Source organism: Microcoleus sp. Pol12B4 (assembly GCF_036701385.1).
In the GTDB taxonomy this organism is placed as follows: domain Bacteria; phylum Cyanobacteriota; class Cyanobacteriia; order Cyanobacteriales; family Microcoleaceae; genus Microcoleus.
In genome coordinates this window covers 13053-29366 of sequence record NZ_JAUBQR010000003.1, presented here as the reverse complement: position 1 = coordinate 29366, position 16314 = coordinate 13053, and the positions used below count along the sequence as shown (strand labels likewise).

Sequence of the window (16314 nt, the reverse complement as noted above, 5' to 3'; positions counted from 1 at the left end):
GAATTATTTTTTTAACTGCTTCATCACTTCTTGCTGGGGCATTTTTACGTTTTGATTCCTTTCCAAAGTATCGTCGATTAGCGGTTGCCAATATTGTCGATCAAATTCCGCAATTACTTGCTTAACTTCTTCTGGTGTGGAAGTTTGAGGCTGTTGATTTGCAGACACAATCTAAAAACTGAGCCTTTTATTTTTCCACAACCAGGCACTCGTTGCTAAAATCTTAAAGAAAAGTAACAAAAATATATTTTAATGGGGGTGAGGGAAATTAGGGAAATTCAAGCAGCGCTGCAAAGTTCGCATTCTCAAGACAGGCTGCCGGAGGTAACGGCTATGAGAAAGGGCGATTATGCGGTGGCGCTACCGATGTTGCTGAGCAAAGTGGACGATCGCGAGTTTATGGTGCGATCGATCGTGGCGATGGGATGGCGGCAGACTCAAAGTGCGGAAGCTTTGGCGGCGCTGTTAAATAATGATGCAGTTCGATCGCGATCGGAATGTGCGCGCAGAAGCCGCTAACTCTTTGTCAAGGTTCGGGCAAGCTTTTCGTCGCGATGACAATTTGCTCGTCCGCCGCAGTTCATGGCTCCGCTGTGCGATCGGCTGCCGCCCAAAATTGATTGTCAAAATGCTATACTCAAAATCAGAAAATAGTTGTACAATGTTTTTCTAGTGGTTTTTTACCGCTCCGCCTCCAAAGTGAAAGAAGGTGAAAGCAAGTAAAAAACACTAAGCGCGGGCGTAATTCAGTGGTAGAATGTCAGCTTCCCATGCTGAACGTCGTGGGTTCGAGTCCCACCGTCCGCTTTGACTGAATTTTCATAGAAGTATGAAAATTAATTAGTGTTATAAATTCAATCTATGGCTTATTTCTTAACCGCTGCTTTATATAAGTTCGTTGAACTACCTGATTTTGCTGAGCTGAAAGCACCGCTACTCGATTGTTGCAACAACAACAACGTCAAAGGCACTATCTTGCTGGCCCAAGAAGGCATCAATGGCACGATTGCAGGCTCATCCGAGGGCGTACACGCAGTGCTGGCATTCTTGCGTAGTGACCCGCGTTTTGCGGATCTGGTACACAAGGAATCTTTCTCGGAAAAAGCACCTTTTTACCGCCTGAAAATACGCTTGAAGCGCGAAATAGTTACGATGGGGGTACCTGACATTAATCCCCGCCTCATGGCTGGCAAATATGTTAAGCCTGATGAGTGGAATAAGCTGCTTGACGATCCCGATGTTGTTGTGGTTGATGTGCGTAATGACTTCGAGGTATCTATGGGTACTTTTGAAGGTGCTATTAATCCAAAAACAAAAAGCTTTTCTGAGTTACCGGAATGGGCGCTGCGGGAAACTGCTTTACGCAATAAACCCAAGGTGGCAATGTTTTGCACTGGTGGTATTCGCTGCGAGAAATCTACTGCTTTTTTGCGTACTCAAGGTTTTGATGAAGTCTATCATCTCGAAGGCGGAATTTTAAAATATTTGGAAACGGTGCCGGAAGCAGAAAGTCGTTGGGAAGGTGAATGTTTTGTCTTTGATGAACGGGTTTCTGTTGGTCAGAACTTAAAGCCGGGTAACTATGAACTTTGTCGCGGTTGTCGTCACCCGATTAGTCAGGAAGATAAGGCTTCTGAATTATTTGTACTTGGTGTGAGTTGTCCTCATTGTCATGACTCAAAAACTGAAACCAAAAAACAAGCCTTATCTGAACGTCAACGTCAGATTGAGCTTGCTAAGCGTCGCAACCAAGTACATATAGGCGCGCGCTACGATGCGAAGGAAAAAGTAGATGGTGCGATCGACTAATATGATTATTCACTAAGCTTAAAGAAACCCCGTTTATACGAAAAATCTTGTTTAGCGACAAGGAATCTACCAAGGAACGGGGTTTCTGACCCGAAAAACCCGATCGCGCGATCGACTAATTATATCGTTTCCGGCGCAGACCGGAATGATATCAAATCCGCGCTTCATCGTCGGGCATAAAGTCTAATCCTGCGGTCAACAAATAATTCGCGCAATTTTCATTTATTTGACCAACAGTCAACAGTCAACAGTCAACAATAATTCCGGTGCAACCGGAATTGATATAATATGTCAGCAACATACCCGATTTTATATTCCTTCCGCCGCTGTCCCTATGCTATGCGCGCGCGCTTAGCCTTGATGGTTAGCAATCGGGTGTGTGAGTTGCGGGAAGTTGTTTTGCGAGACAAACCACAAGAGATGTTGGAAGTATCTCCCAAAGGTACAGTACCAATATTGATTGATGTTGATGGGCAGGTACTCGATCAAAGTATCGATATCATGTTGTGGGCCTTGAGACAAAATGATCCTGAAAAATGGTTGATGCCACAGCGAGGTTCTGTTACAGAAATGCTGGAACTAATTGCTCTATTTGATGATAGGTTTAAATATCATCTTGACTGTTATAAGTACCCCGATCGTTATCTAGGCGTTGATGCACAAATACATCGCTATGAAGGTTTTTTATTCCTGGACAAACTCAATGCACAGTTAAGCGCAACTAAATATTTGTTTGGTAACAATATAGCATTGGCTGATATGGCGATCGCACCTTTTGTCCGTCAATTCGCTCATACGGATCAAGCTTGGTTTAACGAACAGCCTTGGCCACAACTACAAGCTTGGCTAGCAGGGTTTACAGACTCAGAAATTTATAGCAGTGTTATGCAGAAATATCCGAAATGGGAATCCGGTAATCCAGGGGTTATTTTTCCTCCATCGTAATTACTTATTTTTATTCGCTGCCCGCATATTTATTAATTCTCAAAATGTTATTTACCATGCTAAACTTATTGTTTTGAGAATATTAGATTGACCGCAAGCATCCAGGGTACAAGCCCCCGGATTCATCACTGAATAAATAAAAAACCTGTATCGGATGAAACTTGCCCCCCGAATTTATCCGTGGGGTCAATCGTTCAATTCTTTAATCTAAAATCTAAAATCTAAAATCTAAAATCGATTGACTATCATTTGACTAGAAAAGTGATGCAGGTAAAAATCGCATTTTGCTAAAATTTTTAACTGGAAAGGATTTATTGTAATCTAGTAAGTATTGTCAGGCTGAAATTATGATTGATGTTGGTTCGTTAGTTCGATCGCCCAGAAACGATTTGGGAGTCGGAAAAGTTGTCGAGGCATCGCGTACCGAGGCGGTAGTTGAATATTTTTGTTCAGTTAAAAACCGCATCCGCAAAACTGTACCCTTGGGTTTGCTGCAAGAGGCTAGACTTCAGCGCCAAACCCGCTGCTACCTCTGGAGTACAACTCAGGAAAGATGGATAATTGGGCGAGTTTATGACTGGGATGAAGATAAATTAGAGTACGAAATTGACCTGCCCGACAGCCAAAGTTTGCAAGCTGTTGAAACCGAACTTTACGTTCGCTGCAATATCCCGATCGCCGATCCGATCGATATTTTAGCAGTCAAAGGCCAAGAAACGCCGTATTTTCACGATCGCCGATTGGCATTCGTTCAATCTGCGATCGAACAGCGGGCAGTCAGCCGCGGCATGACGGGTTTAATTTCTGCTAACATAGACCTCTATCCGCACCAAGTTGAAGTCGTCCGGCGGGTCCTCGAAGACCCAATCGTGCGCTATTTGTTGGCAGACGAACCAGGGCTCGGAAAAACAGTAGAAGCCGGCACAATTCTCCGCCAATTTCTGCTAGATGAACCCAACGGACGCGCTGTGGTACTGGTTCCGAAATACTTGCTCGAACAGTGGCGGCAGGAGTTAGAAAATAAATTCTATTTGTCTCATTTTTCTGACCGAGTGCAGCTTGTGGCTGTTAGCGACATCAATCAAATTAGCCGCAACGCCAACCTAGATTTTCTGATTGTGGATGAAGCGCATGATGTGGCAGCAATGGCAAATTCCAGCGATCGTACTCAGCAGCAGTCGTTTGAACTCTGCCAGAAACTAGCTCAGAAAAGCAAAAATGTATTGTTATTATCTGCAACGCCAGTTATCGGCCACGAGCAAGATTTTTTAACGATGCTGCACTTGCTAGATCCCACAACTTACCGTCTTGATGACTTGGAAAGCTTCAAAGAACAGGTGCGAAACCGTCAAGAAATCGGTGGCGCTTTGCTGGATTTCGGAGAAAATGCCAAGCCTGCTATTTTGCAAACAAAACTCGCTCAATTCCGCACTCTTTTTGCCAAAGATGATTATTTAATCGGCTTAGCAACAGAGTTAGAAAGTTGTTTGAAAACGAAAGAAACCGCAGAACAGGCTCGGCTTGTCCGAACTATTCGCACTCATGTTAGCGATACCTATCGCCTGCATCGTCGCATCCTTCGCAACCGCCGCGATGCGGTTGAAGATGTGATTTTTGATCGAGATGCTGTCCCCAAAACTGAGTACGATCTGAATGATGAACAGTGGTCGGAAATTCAAACCCTACTCGATAAATGGCGCACAGTCGCTCCCAAATCGAGCGAATATCAGAGAATTTTTCTGCTATTTTTCCGTGCTTCTGGTACTTGGCTGAATGTTTTTGAACGGGTTGTCAAAGCTCGTTTGCAGAAAAAATCGACTCCAGAACTCGATCGCGAATTTGGACAAAATGACACGGTAATTTTGACCAAAACTGCTCTGTTTCCCGAAGAAAGGGAAATACTGGAAACCTTGCTCAATACCCTAGAAAAGCCCCAGGAAGGCCTCGATCGACTGAGTTTGTTACGAATCGCGATTCTCCGATTTCTGGCAGTTGCTTTGAAGGTTCCGCGCGAGTATCACAGCAAACCTCGCGATTTGCTGTCGAGAATTCAACAGCAAATTAAACGGCCGATTCCAGGCGAGCGTTTCCCGAAGATTGTGATTTTTACCAGTTTTACGGCAACTTGTAAAGAGATTGCGGAAAATTTAGCTAAAATCTTTGGTAAAAATGCGATCGCCAGCCATGACACGACCAAATCGGCTGATGATGTTGAGGCTAGTCTCAAGCGGTTTAAGACTGAACCGCATTGTTTTATTTTAGTGTGCGATCGATCGGCGGAAGTAGGGGTAAATCTACAAGTGACAGATTGGTTAGTTCACTTCGATTTGCCGTGGTTTCCCAACCAGTTAGAACAAAGACTCGGCAGAGTCGATCGTATTGGCAGCAAAATGGGAGTGCAATTTTGTTTGTTTGCAGGCCCGGATTTGCCAGAGAGTCCCCACGAAGCTTGGTTTCAAGTTTTAAAAGATGGGTTTGATATCTTCAACAAATCTATTGCCAGCCTTCAGTTTTATGCTGAAGAAAAACTTCTCAAACTGGAAGAAAAGTTGTTTGCTGAGGGAGGCAAGGGCTTATCCAGCGAAATTGAAGCGATTAAAACTGAAATCGAACAAGAGAAAATCAAAATTGACGAACAGTACGTTCTCGATGAAATTGATACTCTTGATGACAGCGCATCTCAGTATTTTGAATCTCTCGACAACTGCGATGCTAAGCATAAAGAAATGCAGCGGGCTACTGAAGGTTGGTTGTGTCAAGCTCTTCACTTCAAACAAATCGAACATCCGAGTGTAGCGGGGTTGATGCGCTATCAACCTACTCAAAAAACGTTGATTCCGTCGAACGATTTGAGAACCAGATTGATTCCTTATTGCCAGCAATATGGCAGTTACAACCGCCGCATTGCTCATCAGAATGCGGATGTCGCTCTTTACCGAATTGGTGAGGGATTGATCGATGCAATTAGCTCTTATATTCGCTGGGACGATCGCGGTCAAGCTTTTGCCATGTGGCGGCATGATGAAAGTTGGGATGCTGCGCCTGGGAAGGAGTGGTTCGGCTTTCAGTTTAATTATTCAATCCAGACTGATGTGCAGCCTGCCGAGCAAGTTTTGCAAGCACAAAATATCGAAAATTACAACTTGAAAGCTTTGCAGCGCCGCGCGGATGCTCTGTTTCTTCCAACTTTTGAAACTGTGTTTGTAGATGCTCGCAGCGAACACATGTCTTTGGTGGAAGATGCGGAACTTCTGGCGATTTTGCAGCGGGCTTATAAGGGGAAAGGCGGGCCGAATCGGGATTACAATTTGTCGAAAAATCGCACGTCGCTGATTGACAGTTTTGTCGATCCGCTAGAATGGGATGATTTTTGTCAAAAGGGACGGGTGGTATCCGAGGAATTGCTGCGCGGGCGATCGGCTTTTGTGGAAATGTGCGATCGATCTGCTGTCACTGCTGCTATCCAACTCGAAAACCGGGTGAATCAATTGCAGTTGCGATTGAATCGACTTTCTAAATCCGAACAACTTTTAGAATCGGTTTTGGCTGATGAAATCAATACCGAAAGTTTGTTGAGTCAAGCGGTTTTAGCTGGTATTCGCCGCCCAAACCTGACTCTCGAATCTGTTGGATTTATTGTGATTTCTGGGCGTCCTCCTGTAAAGTCGGAGGATGAAGGATAATTTGTTTGGGAGGGCGATCGCTCTTTTTGACCAGATTCGGAAGCACAGGCGAGACGCCCGTGCTACGATGGACGGGTAGGGATAAAAGGGCGATCGCTTTTTATTTAATCAAACTGTAAGAGTGAAAACAGCTTTAGGGTGGAAAGTAGCGATAAATATCTTTAAATATCTTTCCGGTGAAGAACTCTTGCAAAAGTAACTGTTTCGCCATCAAAATAAAAACCTATTCGATAGTCGCCAACCCGAAACCGATACGCATTATCATCGCCTTTCAATTTTTTTAAGTTAACTATTGTCTGTAAATCATTAATATTGGGAATTTCCCCAAAAGCAAATTCCTTGATTTGCTGAAAAACAGGCGTACTTTTAAGAGCTTTTAAATCCTTCACAAAACTGGGCAGATATTCTACTTTCATTCTGTTTCCAGTTCTGCAAGTGCTTGCTGTAAATTTAACGGCTTTTCATTTTTTACTTCGCCCATAGCCAACAGAAGTCCTCTATCTTCGATAGCTTCTAGGAAATACTGATAGTCCGTATAATCTAGAATGACTTGACTAATGTTGCCTTCGGCATCGAAGATCAATTCTTTGGCAAGCGGATAATCTTCTATCTTCATATACTTTTTTGTTGAGATGAGTTGGGAGGGAAGGATGGTTCTATTTTAACAGCGATTTTTTTTACAAGGTTTGATGATGGTCGAGCGGGATTTTTTTGAACCGAATCCATCGCACAGGCGTGACGCCCGTGCCACAATGGAGGCGGATGGATGAAACGGAACTCGCACTTACGGACTAAACCTCCTCAAAAATTGCGCCTCGCTGCTGTAGATTCACCTGCATTTCCTCATCCATTCCTGAATTGTTCCCGAATCTGGCTGACTCGACATTCGCACCGCTGAAATTAGTATTTGTTAAGTTCACTTCCAGCAGATTTGCGCCGCTCAAATTGGCACCGCTGAGGTTAGCTAAAGCTAGACTTGCTTTGTGCAAATCTGCGCCGCTTAAATCAGCATTTCCTAAGAAAGCGCCACTCAAATCTGCACCGCCGAATTTGGCATTTTGCAGGTTGGCGTCGCTGAAATCGGCATCATTTAAGGTTGCACCCCGGAAATTTGCCCGATCGAGATTTGCGCTGCTAAAATCCACTGCACTTAAAGTCGTCCCGCGCAAGCTACAACCTGCAAAATCTAGTGCTGGATTGAGATTGGCGATTTTTGCCAACTCCACAAAGTTGTCGGTTTCAGCGGAGATAATGCGATCGACCATTTCCTGCAATTCCGATTCAGCTTCCGGGACAATTTCCACTTCGCGCGGTTCAACCGGAGGCAAATTGTAGGACAATAGCGCCCAACTGATGGCAGGTTGGAGTTTATTTGCTTGCAGGTATAGAGTAAGGATTCTTTCTAAAACCGAATGTTGATTTGGCGTGATATCGTGCGGCCACAAACCCTCAGCATCTGTGAGATTAATATCTTCTTTAGCAACTTCAAAAGCCGCTGCCATCCTAAATTCTTTGCCAGCCAATTCTCCCAGCTTAGCATTTTTCAGCAAACCTTTTAATACTGATTTGCCCTGTTCTACTGCAAAAATCCAAGCTGGCGTTTTATCATCGCTGATGGTAGAAACGTGACAAAATATGCTCTCTGTTTCCTTAATTTTTTCCGCCTTCTCCCCGCCCTGAACTCCCCGCTGACTTTCGGTTGCTAAAATTTCTGCACTACTTTGAATGGGCAGGGTTTCTGTAATTGGCAAAAGCTTGAAGGAACCGACTAACTGACGTGATTCAACGGGTATTTCGCAGTTTTCTAGATAGAGTTTGAGCGTCCCGCTTTGCAGACCAAATTTGACGCGACCGCCGAGCAGCGGTTCCCAATGCTCGTTAAAATTCAGACTCAAGTGAATGTCGAGCTGCTGGGTTTGGGGTGCAACCGATGGAACGGGAATTGCTTCTAATTGCATCCACAAGCAATCTGGGTATTTGTTGTGAGACTCTAGCGATCGCATATCGGGTAGAATTGCTGGCACTACCAGCCTGTAATTGATATTTAAATTAGTTTATTATTTCTATTTTATCACAAAACAGCTTTTTTTTGTGGACAAAATTGTAAATTTTGTTTAATTCGATCCGCAACTCATTGGTTTTGCTGAATTTGGCCTTTTACCCAATTCCGAAATGCTTTCACTAATTCCAAATAGTCCATTGTTTCTGCTTGTTCCAAAAATCCAACCATCTCTAATATCGGTAAGCTGGGAAATGCTAAACTGATCTCGCCCTCAACGTATTCTCCATTTTCAAATCTGTTGATTCTGAGCCGCCGTCCATTATAAATCCAAACTTCCGGCACTCCCAGATCCGCATAAACCTGCAAGCTATTTTCCGAACGGCTGGTAATATCAATTTCCACCACTAAATCCGGCGGCGGATCTTGAGTCAGGTCGATTTTTTTTCTTTTAACTGCACTAATATTCTGGATGTAAAAACATTCATCCGGTTCTACACCGCTAAGTTCAGGACGTTTGAATGTCGTAGAACCAAGAGGCTCAATTCTCACATCTAATTCTTCAGCTAAGGTTTGAACAAATCGACCCATTATTATTTTGAAGCGTTCGTGTTGTGGAGAAGGTAGCCTAATTTCAAGATTGCCACGATTATATCTCAGTCGAATTTGCCGATCGCCGATTTCGGCAAGCAAAGTTTCGTAGGTTTGCCAACTGATACCTGATAGGTGGACGATTTGTTCCGGGGGGGCGAGAGTTTGAGCAGTCATCTGATTTTAGATTTTAGATTTTAGATTTTAGATTTCTCCCGCGAATAAATCCGGGGTCAGAAACCAAATTGTTTTGGATGATAGTGCTAGTTTTATGCTTTGTTCCTTTGCACTTTTACATTATATGATCTAAAAAAGCTCGATCGCTCTTTAATTACTGAGTTAAAATATCCGCTATCGAGCCAGAATGTTTACTCACCAATCGGCGCCGGAAATACCGAAGACAAATCTAGAGACAACTCTGGAAAACCCGGAATTACCACCATCTGATTTGGCAAAACAACTCGTTGCAATTGATAACTAAAACTCCCGTTTTGTTTCTGATAAGGTTCACTGTGCATTTCCAGTTGATTATCAACCAAATTAAATATCCAATAATTAGAAATCCCCGTCTCAGCATAAAGAGACAACTTGGTTGTGCGATCGTACTTCAACGTAGAATCCGAAACCTCAATTACCAACAAAATCTCAGCAGGCTGCGGGTGAGAAGAGAAATAACGATCAGCTCGATTGCGGGCAATAACAACATCAGGCTCTGGTTCGCTATCATCAGACAAAATAATTGGCTCTTGTGCGCGCACAAGAGCGCGTCTTGCCAGTAAAATGATTAACTCCTGAACTAAAAGACTGTTACAAAAAGAGTGCAGCCTACCTTTAGCAGACATAATGATAATTTCTCCGCGAATCAATTCAACTCGCTCATCGGGGGCGAAAAATCCCAGTTCTCCCAAACGGTGATATTCTGCGATCGAGAATCGTTTTGCAGTTACGGCAGTCATAGCTTTTGTTACCCTCTACAATTACCAACCTTTCCAATAAATTCTACTCAAAAATCCCGCCCCGTGCCGTCAATTCAACCTTCACGGCTTCCGAAATTCCCACACAACCAGAAAAATTAGCATTTTTAACCACCGTACTTGTCAAATCAGCGCGGCTCAAATCAGCACCGTTTAAATTCGCACCACTCAAATTAACACCACTTAAATCAGCATTTTTGAAATCAGTATTTGTCAAATTTGCATTTACTAAAATCGCATTCGGTAAATAAGCACTGCTCAAATTTGCGCCGGTTAAATTTGCACCGCTCAAATTCGCCCGGGGCAGCTTTGTCCGCAAATCAGCACCGCTTAAATTAGCGCTGCTGAGTTCAGCATCCCGCAAATTAGCATTGCACAAATTAGCATCAATTAAAATAGCAGCGCTCAGCAAAGCACCGCTGAGATCGGCCAAAGTCAAATCTGCGCCTCGGAGGTTGGTTTCGCGCAAATCCGCACCGTTAAAATCAGTGTAGTGTAAGTCAAAACCGCTTAAATTAGCCCCGGCAAAATCTTCAATTGGATTCAAACCAACTGTTTCTGCAAGTTGAACAAAACTCTTATTTTTATCAGTTAAAAATAGTTCGCGGACGATCGCCAGTTGCTGCTGTCGGTACTGGTTAGCCTTCTCGTAATCTGCTAAATACTTGTAAGCAAGCTTCAAATTCTTGAGAGCATTGCGCTCAATGCGATCGTCCTTGCTGGCGCGCGCGATCGACAACTGCTCCTGATAACATTCGATCGCACCAGGCAAATCTCCCTTAGCATCGTAAGCTAGCGCCAAATTGCCCAAAGTTTCCAATTCAGAGCGCCCGTCGCCAGTGTCCCGCGCGATCGCCAAACGCTGCTGCTGGTAATCAATAGCACCAGAAAAATCCTCCAAAGCACAGCAAGCATTGCCCAGATTTCCCAAAGCATTTGCCTCGCCCCGGCGATCCCCAATTTCCCGCGCTAACACCAAATGCTGCTGGTAGCAGTCGATCGCCTGAGCATAATTTCCCAGCGCTTCGTAAGCTACGCCCATATTACCCAGCGCCGCACCCGATCGCCGCTTATCGTTCATTGAGCGATACAGCGCCAGCGCTTCCTGCCAAGAACCCAGCGCCGCCTCAAATTGGCGCGCCTGATATTGCGAAATCCCCTGCTTGATTAACTCGCTAGCTTGTTCGCTCATAATGTCAAAATTAGTTAATAACTAAAGTTGATATTAATCGACTCAAAGCGGTAATTGCTAATCGGTAATCTGTAATCGGGAATCGGTATGGCCAATCCCACTCTCCCCCATCCGTATTTTCACGTCCGTGCAAAAAAAAGACAAAAAAAAGAGAGAGCTACCTAAGTAACTCTCTCTGCCATCAGGGTGCATCTACATAACACAATATAACACTACTAGGATGAGGGGTGTCACCCCCAAACGTGAAGATGTTGTAAAGAAATGTAGATTAATTATAAAGTTACGATCTCGCGAGAAGGGCGATCGCGCGGCGAGCTAGTGAAAAACCGATCGCGCGCCGCTGTATCCGCTACACGAACTCCTTAACTACTGCTTAACCTGGGCCGTTAAGCTTCGCCACCAGCAGCTCATTGGTCAGTTTGGGATCGGCTCGGCCGCCCGTTTCCTTCATCACCTTGCCGACAAAAAAGCCCAGCAGCTTAGTTTTACCGGCTCGGTACTGTTCGAGCTCCTTGGGATTGGCTGCCAACACGGCATCGATCGCTCGATCGATCGCCCCAGTATCCGAAATTTGAATCAAACCCTTGCTCTCAACGAACTTCTGAGGGGAACCACCTTTTGCCAGCAACTCCGGCAAAATATCCTTAGCGATTTTGCCACTGATCGTACCGGCCTCAATTAGCCCCAGCAGTTCGGCTAAATCCTGCGGTTGGAAAGGAATTTCTCCGATCGCCAGTTTTTCATTTTTCAGATAAGCAGTAATATCGCCCATCACCCAATTGGCAGCTTGTTTAGCCACAGCACCGGCGGCGATCGATTTTTCAAAATACTCTGCCACCGCTTTGTCGTCAGTCAGCACCCGCGCGTCGTAGGGAGAAAGACCGAGCTCAGTTTCGTAGCGATTGCGCTTTTGGGCCGGCAATTCCGGCAGTTGAGCTTTCCAATCCTGCAATTGCTCGGCCGAAACTTTGATCGGAGGCAAATCCGGTTCCGGGAAGTACCGGTAATCGCTCGCGCCTTCCTTAACCCGCATACTGAAAGTACACTGCTTGTTTTCATCCCAAAGCCGCGTTTCTTGGACGATGGTTTCGCCATTTTCCACAGCTTGAATTTGCCGCTCGATCTCGTAATCGATCGCCCGTTCGATCGCATTAAAAGAGTTCATATTTTTAATTTCCACCTTCGTGCCGAACTCTTTTCTGCCCACGGGGCGCACCGAAATATTCACGTCGCACCGGAGCGAACCTTCCTGCATATTCCCGTCGCCAACACCTATGTAGCGCACGATCCGGCGCAATTCTTGACCGTATTCGGCAGCTTCCGCGCCCGATCGCAAATCCGGTTCCGAAACAATTTCGATTAGAGGCACACCTGCGCGGTTGTAATCCACCATTGAATAAGTAGAACCGCTCAACCGATCGCTACCGCCGTGAACCAATTTTCCGGCATCTTCCTCCATGTGCAAGCGAGTGATCCCGATTTTTTTTCTAGTAGAATTTCCCGCCTCATCCACCAGTTCAATTTCTAGCCAACCGTTAGTTGCGATCGGCAAATCGAACTGAGAAATTTGATAATTTTTCGGCAAATCGGGATAGAAATATTGCTTACGGTCAAACTTACTGTAAGGTGCGATTTCGCAGTTGAGAGCAAGCCCTGCTTTCACCGCATACTCCAGAACTTTTTGATTTAATACTGGTAATACTCCCGGCATCCCCATACAAATTGGGTCAATGTTAGTATTTGGAGCATTGCCAAATTCTGTAGAAGAACTGGAGAAAATTTTAGTATTCGTACTCAATTGACAATGAGTTTCAAGACCGATAATGGCTTCGTACTGAGTTTTAACTGGTGCAGCAGCAGTCATAAGCGACCTACAAGACTGAATAACTTTAGATTTTATTTTAGCTTTTTATGGACCAAACTGATTGGAGATTATTTGTAGGTAGGCGAATTTTCATTGGTGTCAGCAAGCGCGTCAAACCCTTAGTTCGGCAGGTTTAAACCCCTGCCAGACTTTGAGAAAGCGTGTTTAGTTGAGACAAATGGGGATCTGCATAGGCAACGCCCTGCGACAGATTGGCGATCGACCCAAGCCCGCAGCCACGCCTATCTCGTTTTGATCGCCCCCAAACAACAACTCTGTGCAAAAATATACTTAGGGCTAGCTCCTGCCCGTACCCTTCCCTTACCCAAGAGAGTTTTAGACCGATCCACTACAATTGCCGATCAATCTGCACCCCAAATTCTTTGACTGGCAGTTTTTAATAACGCCGCCCGCCTCCAACGATCGGCTCCACGCACAGGTTAAAAATTAAAAATGTATAATTTAACAGGAAATTACATATTTTTAACTTTTAAGCTTTAATTTTGAATTCTAAAAGTAACACTTGCCTAAGTGTCAAAACTATGCGTGAAATTCCAGTTAAAAGTGCCACACTGTTTCAGAACAGCATCACTGAGCTAGAGCAGGCGGAATTAGCCCTCGAACTCGCTTGGAACGAACTCGAAAAACAAACAGCAGAAACCATTGCTCACATTGCCAACATCGGCTCAGCAAACCCACAGGAACTCAGAGACCGCTTGGCCGAGGCGAAGCAACTCCGGCAGCAACTTCAAACTCAAATAAAAAAAGCCAACTCGCGGCGGGAATTTCATCTAGAAAACTCGCCAATGGCAGTTATAGAGTGGGACAGGGAATTGCGGGTAGTACGGTGGTCGCCAATGGCAGAACAACTATTTGGCTGGAGTGCAGCAGAAGCAATTGGCAAATACTGGCACGAATGGTCAATAGTTTATCAAGAAGACTTCGAGGAAGTGTGCGCCGTCACAAATCAACTGTTAGAAAGCAGAGAAACCCGCAACGTTTGCCGCAACCGCAACTATACCAAAGATGGCTCAATAATTTACTGCGAATGGTATAATTCTGCACTCATAGATGAATCGGGAACAGTAGTTTCAATCCTATCTTTGGGTAGAGACGTAACCGATTGCCACCGCATTCAAGAAGAACTGCACCGACGCGAAAAAGCTTTCAGCACCCTAGCCGAAAATGCGACCGATATCATCGCCAGGTATGATCGAGAATTCCGCCACCTTTACATCAACCACGCAGTAGAATCAGCAACCGGAAAACCCCCCGCAGAATTGATTGGCAAGAGCAACAGAGAATCAGGAATGCCATCACACTTGTGCGACCTGTGGGACGAGACTTTTGTGAAAGTTTTTGGCAACGGCAAACAAGAAACCATAGAATTTGAGTTTCCTAGTCCCGAGGGCATAAAACATTACCACTGTCGAGTCATTCCCGAGTTTGCTGAAGACAATTCAGTAAAAACTGTTTTATCCATCGCCCGCGACATCACAGAACTAAAACAAGTCGAATCGCAGTTGCGACAAAGCGAATCGAAATTTAAAGCCATAGTTGATTCTAACCTGATCGGCCTAATTTTTTGGGATCTTAACGGTAGCATTATAGATGCCAACGCCGCTTTTTTAAACTCGGTAAATTATACACGGGACGAGCTGCTTGCCGGAAGAGTTAACTGGCAAGAAATGACACCACCAGAATACGTGCGTTTAGATACTGAAAAAGTTGCCGAGCTGAAGGCTAGAAATACGGTTGTTCCCTTTGAAAAAGAATTTATACGCTCGGATGGTAGTCGCGTTCCGGTGCTGCTGGGCAGCACATTTTTAGAAGGAACGAAGCAGTTAGGGGTCAGTTTTGTACTGGACTTAAGCGAGCGCAAACAGGCAGAATCTGAACTGCAAAAACATCAACAACTTTTAGAGAGTATCCTGACAACTATCCCCAACTTTCTTTACATTTACGATGCAGTAGAAAACAAAAATATTTATGCAAATGAATCCCTCACAGCCATGCTGGGATACACTCCCCAAGAATTACAAGATTTGGGTACAGACGCTGTCACTAACTTAGTTCATCCCGATGATCTGTTACAGCTAATTACAGGTATGGAGCGACTAAAACACAGCAGGAATCCCTATGAAACGGATGACAAAGACTACAGAATTAAACACAAAAATGGCGAATGGCGCTGGGTGCACGATCGCTCTACAATCTTTAAAAGAACCCCTGACGGACAAATGAGGCAAATTATCGGTTCCGTACTCGACATCAGCGATCGCAAACAAGCCGAAGAATCATTAAAACAGCAAAAAGAACTGCTGCAAACTATTTTCGACAACGTGCCGATTATGCTCGTCTTCTTAGATAAAAACGGTCAAATAAACTGGGGAAACCGCCACTGGGAACAAGTGCTAGGCTGGAGTTTGGCAGAAATCAAAGACCGCGATATCTTGGCAGAATTTTATCCGCAGCCAGAATATCGTCAATACGTATTGGATGAAATCCAAGCAGCAAATCTGAACTGGAGTGACTTCAAAACCAAAGTTAGAGACGGGCGAATTATCGACATTTCTTGGGCAAATGTTCGCCTTTCCGACGGCAGGTGTATCGGCATTGGTCAAGATATTACCGAACGCAAACGAGTAGAAGCTGAACTCAAAGAACTCAACGAAACTTTAGAAGCTCAAGTCGCGCAGCGTACCGCAGAATTAGAGACATTTTTTGATGCTTTGCCGGACTACATTTATGTTGTAGAACGGGACAATATGCGCTTTTCTTTTGTCAACCATCCCCTGGCCAAATTTTCCTGCTTCGACAGCAGGCAGCAGATGCAGGGCAAAACCATTTTTGAGTGCTATCCCAGCGAACTCACAGAACGATTTTGCCGGGAAAATTTGCACGTCTTTGAATCAGGCAAAACTCTACATTACCAGGAAAAATTTGTAAGACCGGGTGGCAATGCTTACTTCGACACGTTTAAAATTCCGCTGAGAAATCTCAACGGTGAGGTTTATGCTTTAATTGGGACTGCTCGCGATATCACTGAGTTGGTAGAGACAAAACAAGCTTTGTCAGAACGCACAGAGCAATTAGAAGCTGCAAATCAAGAATTAGAATCTTTTTCTTACTCAGTTTCCCACGACTTGCGCGCACCTTTGCGACACATTTCAGGTTTTGTAGAAGCGTTGAAGCAGCGGCTAGAATTAACTGAGGCTTTGAGCGATCGCAAAATAGTTCACTATATGGAAGTAATT

General features: G+C 44.6%; 13 protein-coding genes and 1 tRNA gene. 6 read left to right on the top strand and 8 right to left on the bottom strand.

Going from position 1 to position 16314, the window contains the following annotated elements; all coding sequences use genetic code 11:
* Nucleotides 1–3: 3 nt before the first annotated feature.
* Nucleotides 4–168 (bottom strand): hypothetical protein, encoded by a 165-nt coding sequence (locus QUA38_RS01140; protein ID WP_333158459.1) that lies wholly within the window; start codon nt 166–168, stop codon nt 4–6.
* Between the two features lie 90 nt (nt 169–258).
* Here QUA38_RS01140 and QUA38_RS01135 point away from each other — a divergent pair, with 90 nt between their 5' ends.
* From QUA38_RS01135 to dpdE, 5 genes are all read left to right on the top strand, one after another.
* Nucleotides 259–519 (top strand): hypothetical protein, encoded by a 261-nt coding sequence (locus QUA38_RS01135; RefSeq protein WP_333158457.1) that lies wholly within the window; start codon nt 259–261, stop codon nt 517–519.
* A 216-nt stretch (nt 520–735) separates the two neighbouring features.
* Nucleotides 736–807: transfer RNA gene (locus QUA38_RS01130), tRNA-Gly, on the top strand.
* 54 nt (nt 808–861) lie between these two features.
* Nucleotides 862–1809 carry an oxygen-dependent tRNA uridine(34) hydroxylase TrhO gene (gene trhO / locus QUA38_RS01125; RefSeq protein ID WP_333158455.1) on the top strand — a complete coding sequence of 316 codons (948 nt, stop codon included), beginning with the start codon at nt 862–864 and terminating at the stop codon, nt 1807–1809.
* Nucleotides 1810–2097: 288 nt separating this feature from the next.
* Nucleotides 2098–2754 carry a glutathione S-transferase gene (locus QUA38_RS01120; protein WP_333158453.1) on the top strand — a complete coding sequence of 219 codons (657 nt, stop codon included), beginning with the start codon at nt 2098–2100 and terminating at the stop codon, nt 2752–2754.
* 347 nt (nt 2755–3101) lie between these two features.
* Nucleotides 3102–6437, top strand: a complete 3336-nt coding sequence (gene dpdE, locus QUA38_RS01115; RefSeq protein ID WP_333158451.1) for a protein DpdE — start codon at nt 3102–3104, stop codon at nt 6435–6437.
* 161 nt (nt 6438–6598) lie between these two features.
* On the opposite strand, the gene QUA38_RS01110 is transcribed toward dpdE, so the two are convergent.
* The 7 genes from QUA38_RS01110 to gatB form a co-directional block, all read right to left on the bottom strand.
* A complete protein-coding gene (locus tag QUA38_RS01110; protein WP_333158449.1) occupies nt 6599–6853 on the bottom strand; it encodes a type II toxin-antitoxin system RelE/ParE family toxin in 255 nt (84 codons plus the stop codon).
* The gene (locus tag QUA38_RS01105; protein ID WP_333158447.1) at nt 6850–7053 is read right to left on the bottom strand and encodes a hypothetical protein; all 204 of its coding nucleotides are present in this window, start codon (nt 7051–7053) and stop codon (nt 6850–6852) included. The genes QUA38_RS01110 and QUA38_RS01105 overlap by 4 nt, the downstream gene beginning before the upstream one ends.
* Nucleotides 7054–7228: 175 nt before the next feature.
* Nucleotides 7229–8461 carry a pentapeptide repeat-containing protein gene (locus QUA38_RS01100; protein ID WP_333158445.1) on the bottom strand — a complete coding sequence of 411 codons (1233 nt, stop codon included), beginning with the start codon at nt 8459–8461 and terminating at the stop codon, nt 7229–7231.
* A gap of 107 nt (nt 8462–8568) precedes the next feature.
* Nucleotides 8569–9204, bottom strand: a complete 636-nt coding sequence (locus QUA38_RS01095) for a Uma2 family endonuclease (RefSeq protein ID WP_333158443.1) — start codon at nt 9202–9204, stop codon at nt 8569–8571.
* 191 nt (nt 9205–9395) lie between these two features.
* Nucleotides 9396–9983, bottom strand: a complete 588-nt coding sequence (locus QUA38_RS01090) for a Uma2 family endonuclease (RefSeq protein ID WP_333158441.1) — start codon at nt 9981–9983, stop codon at nt 9396–9398.
* Nucleotides 9984–10026: 43 nt separating this feature from the next.
* Nucleotides 10027–11193, bottom strand: coding sequence for a pentapeptide repeat-containing protein (locus QUA38_RS01085; protein ID WP_333158439.1), 1167 nt, complete (start codon nt 11191–11193; stop codon nt 10027–10029).
* Nucleotides 11194–11566: 373 nt separating this feature from the next.
* The gene (gene gatB / locus QUA38_RS01080; RefSeq protein ID WP_333158437.1) at nt 11567–13057 is read right to left on the bottom strand and encodes an Asp-tRNA(Asn)/Glu-tRNA(Gln) amidotransferase subunit GatB; all 1491 of its coding nucleotides are present in this window, start codon (nt 13055–13057) and stop codon (nt 11567–11569) included.
* A 542-nt stretch (nt 13058–13599) separates the two neighbouring features.
* Here gatB and QUA38_RS01075 point away from each other — a divergent pair.
* On the top strand, nt 13600–16314 hold a 2715-nt coding region (locus QUA38_RS01075; RefSeq protein ID WP_333158435.1), incomplete at its 3' end, for a PAS domain S-box protein.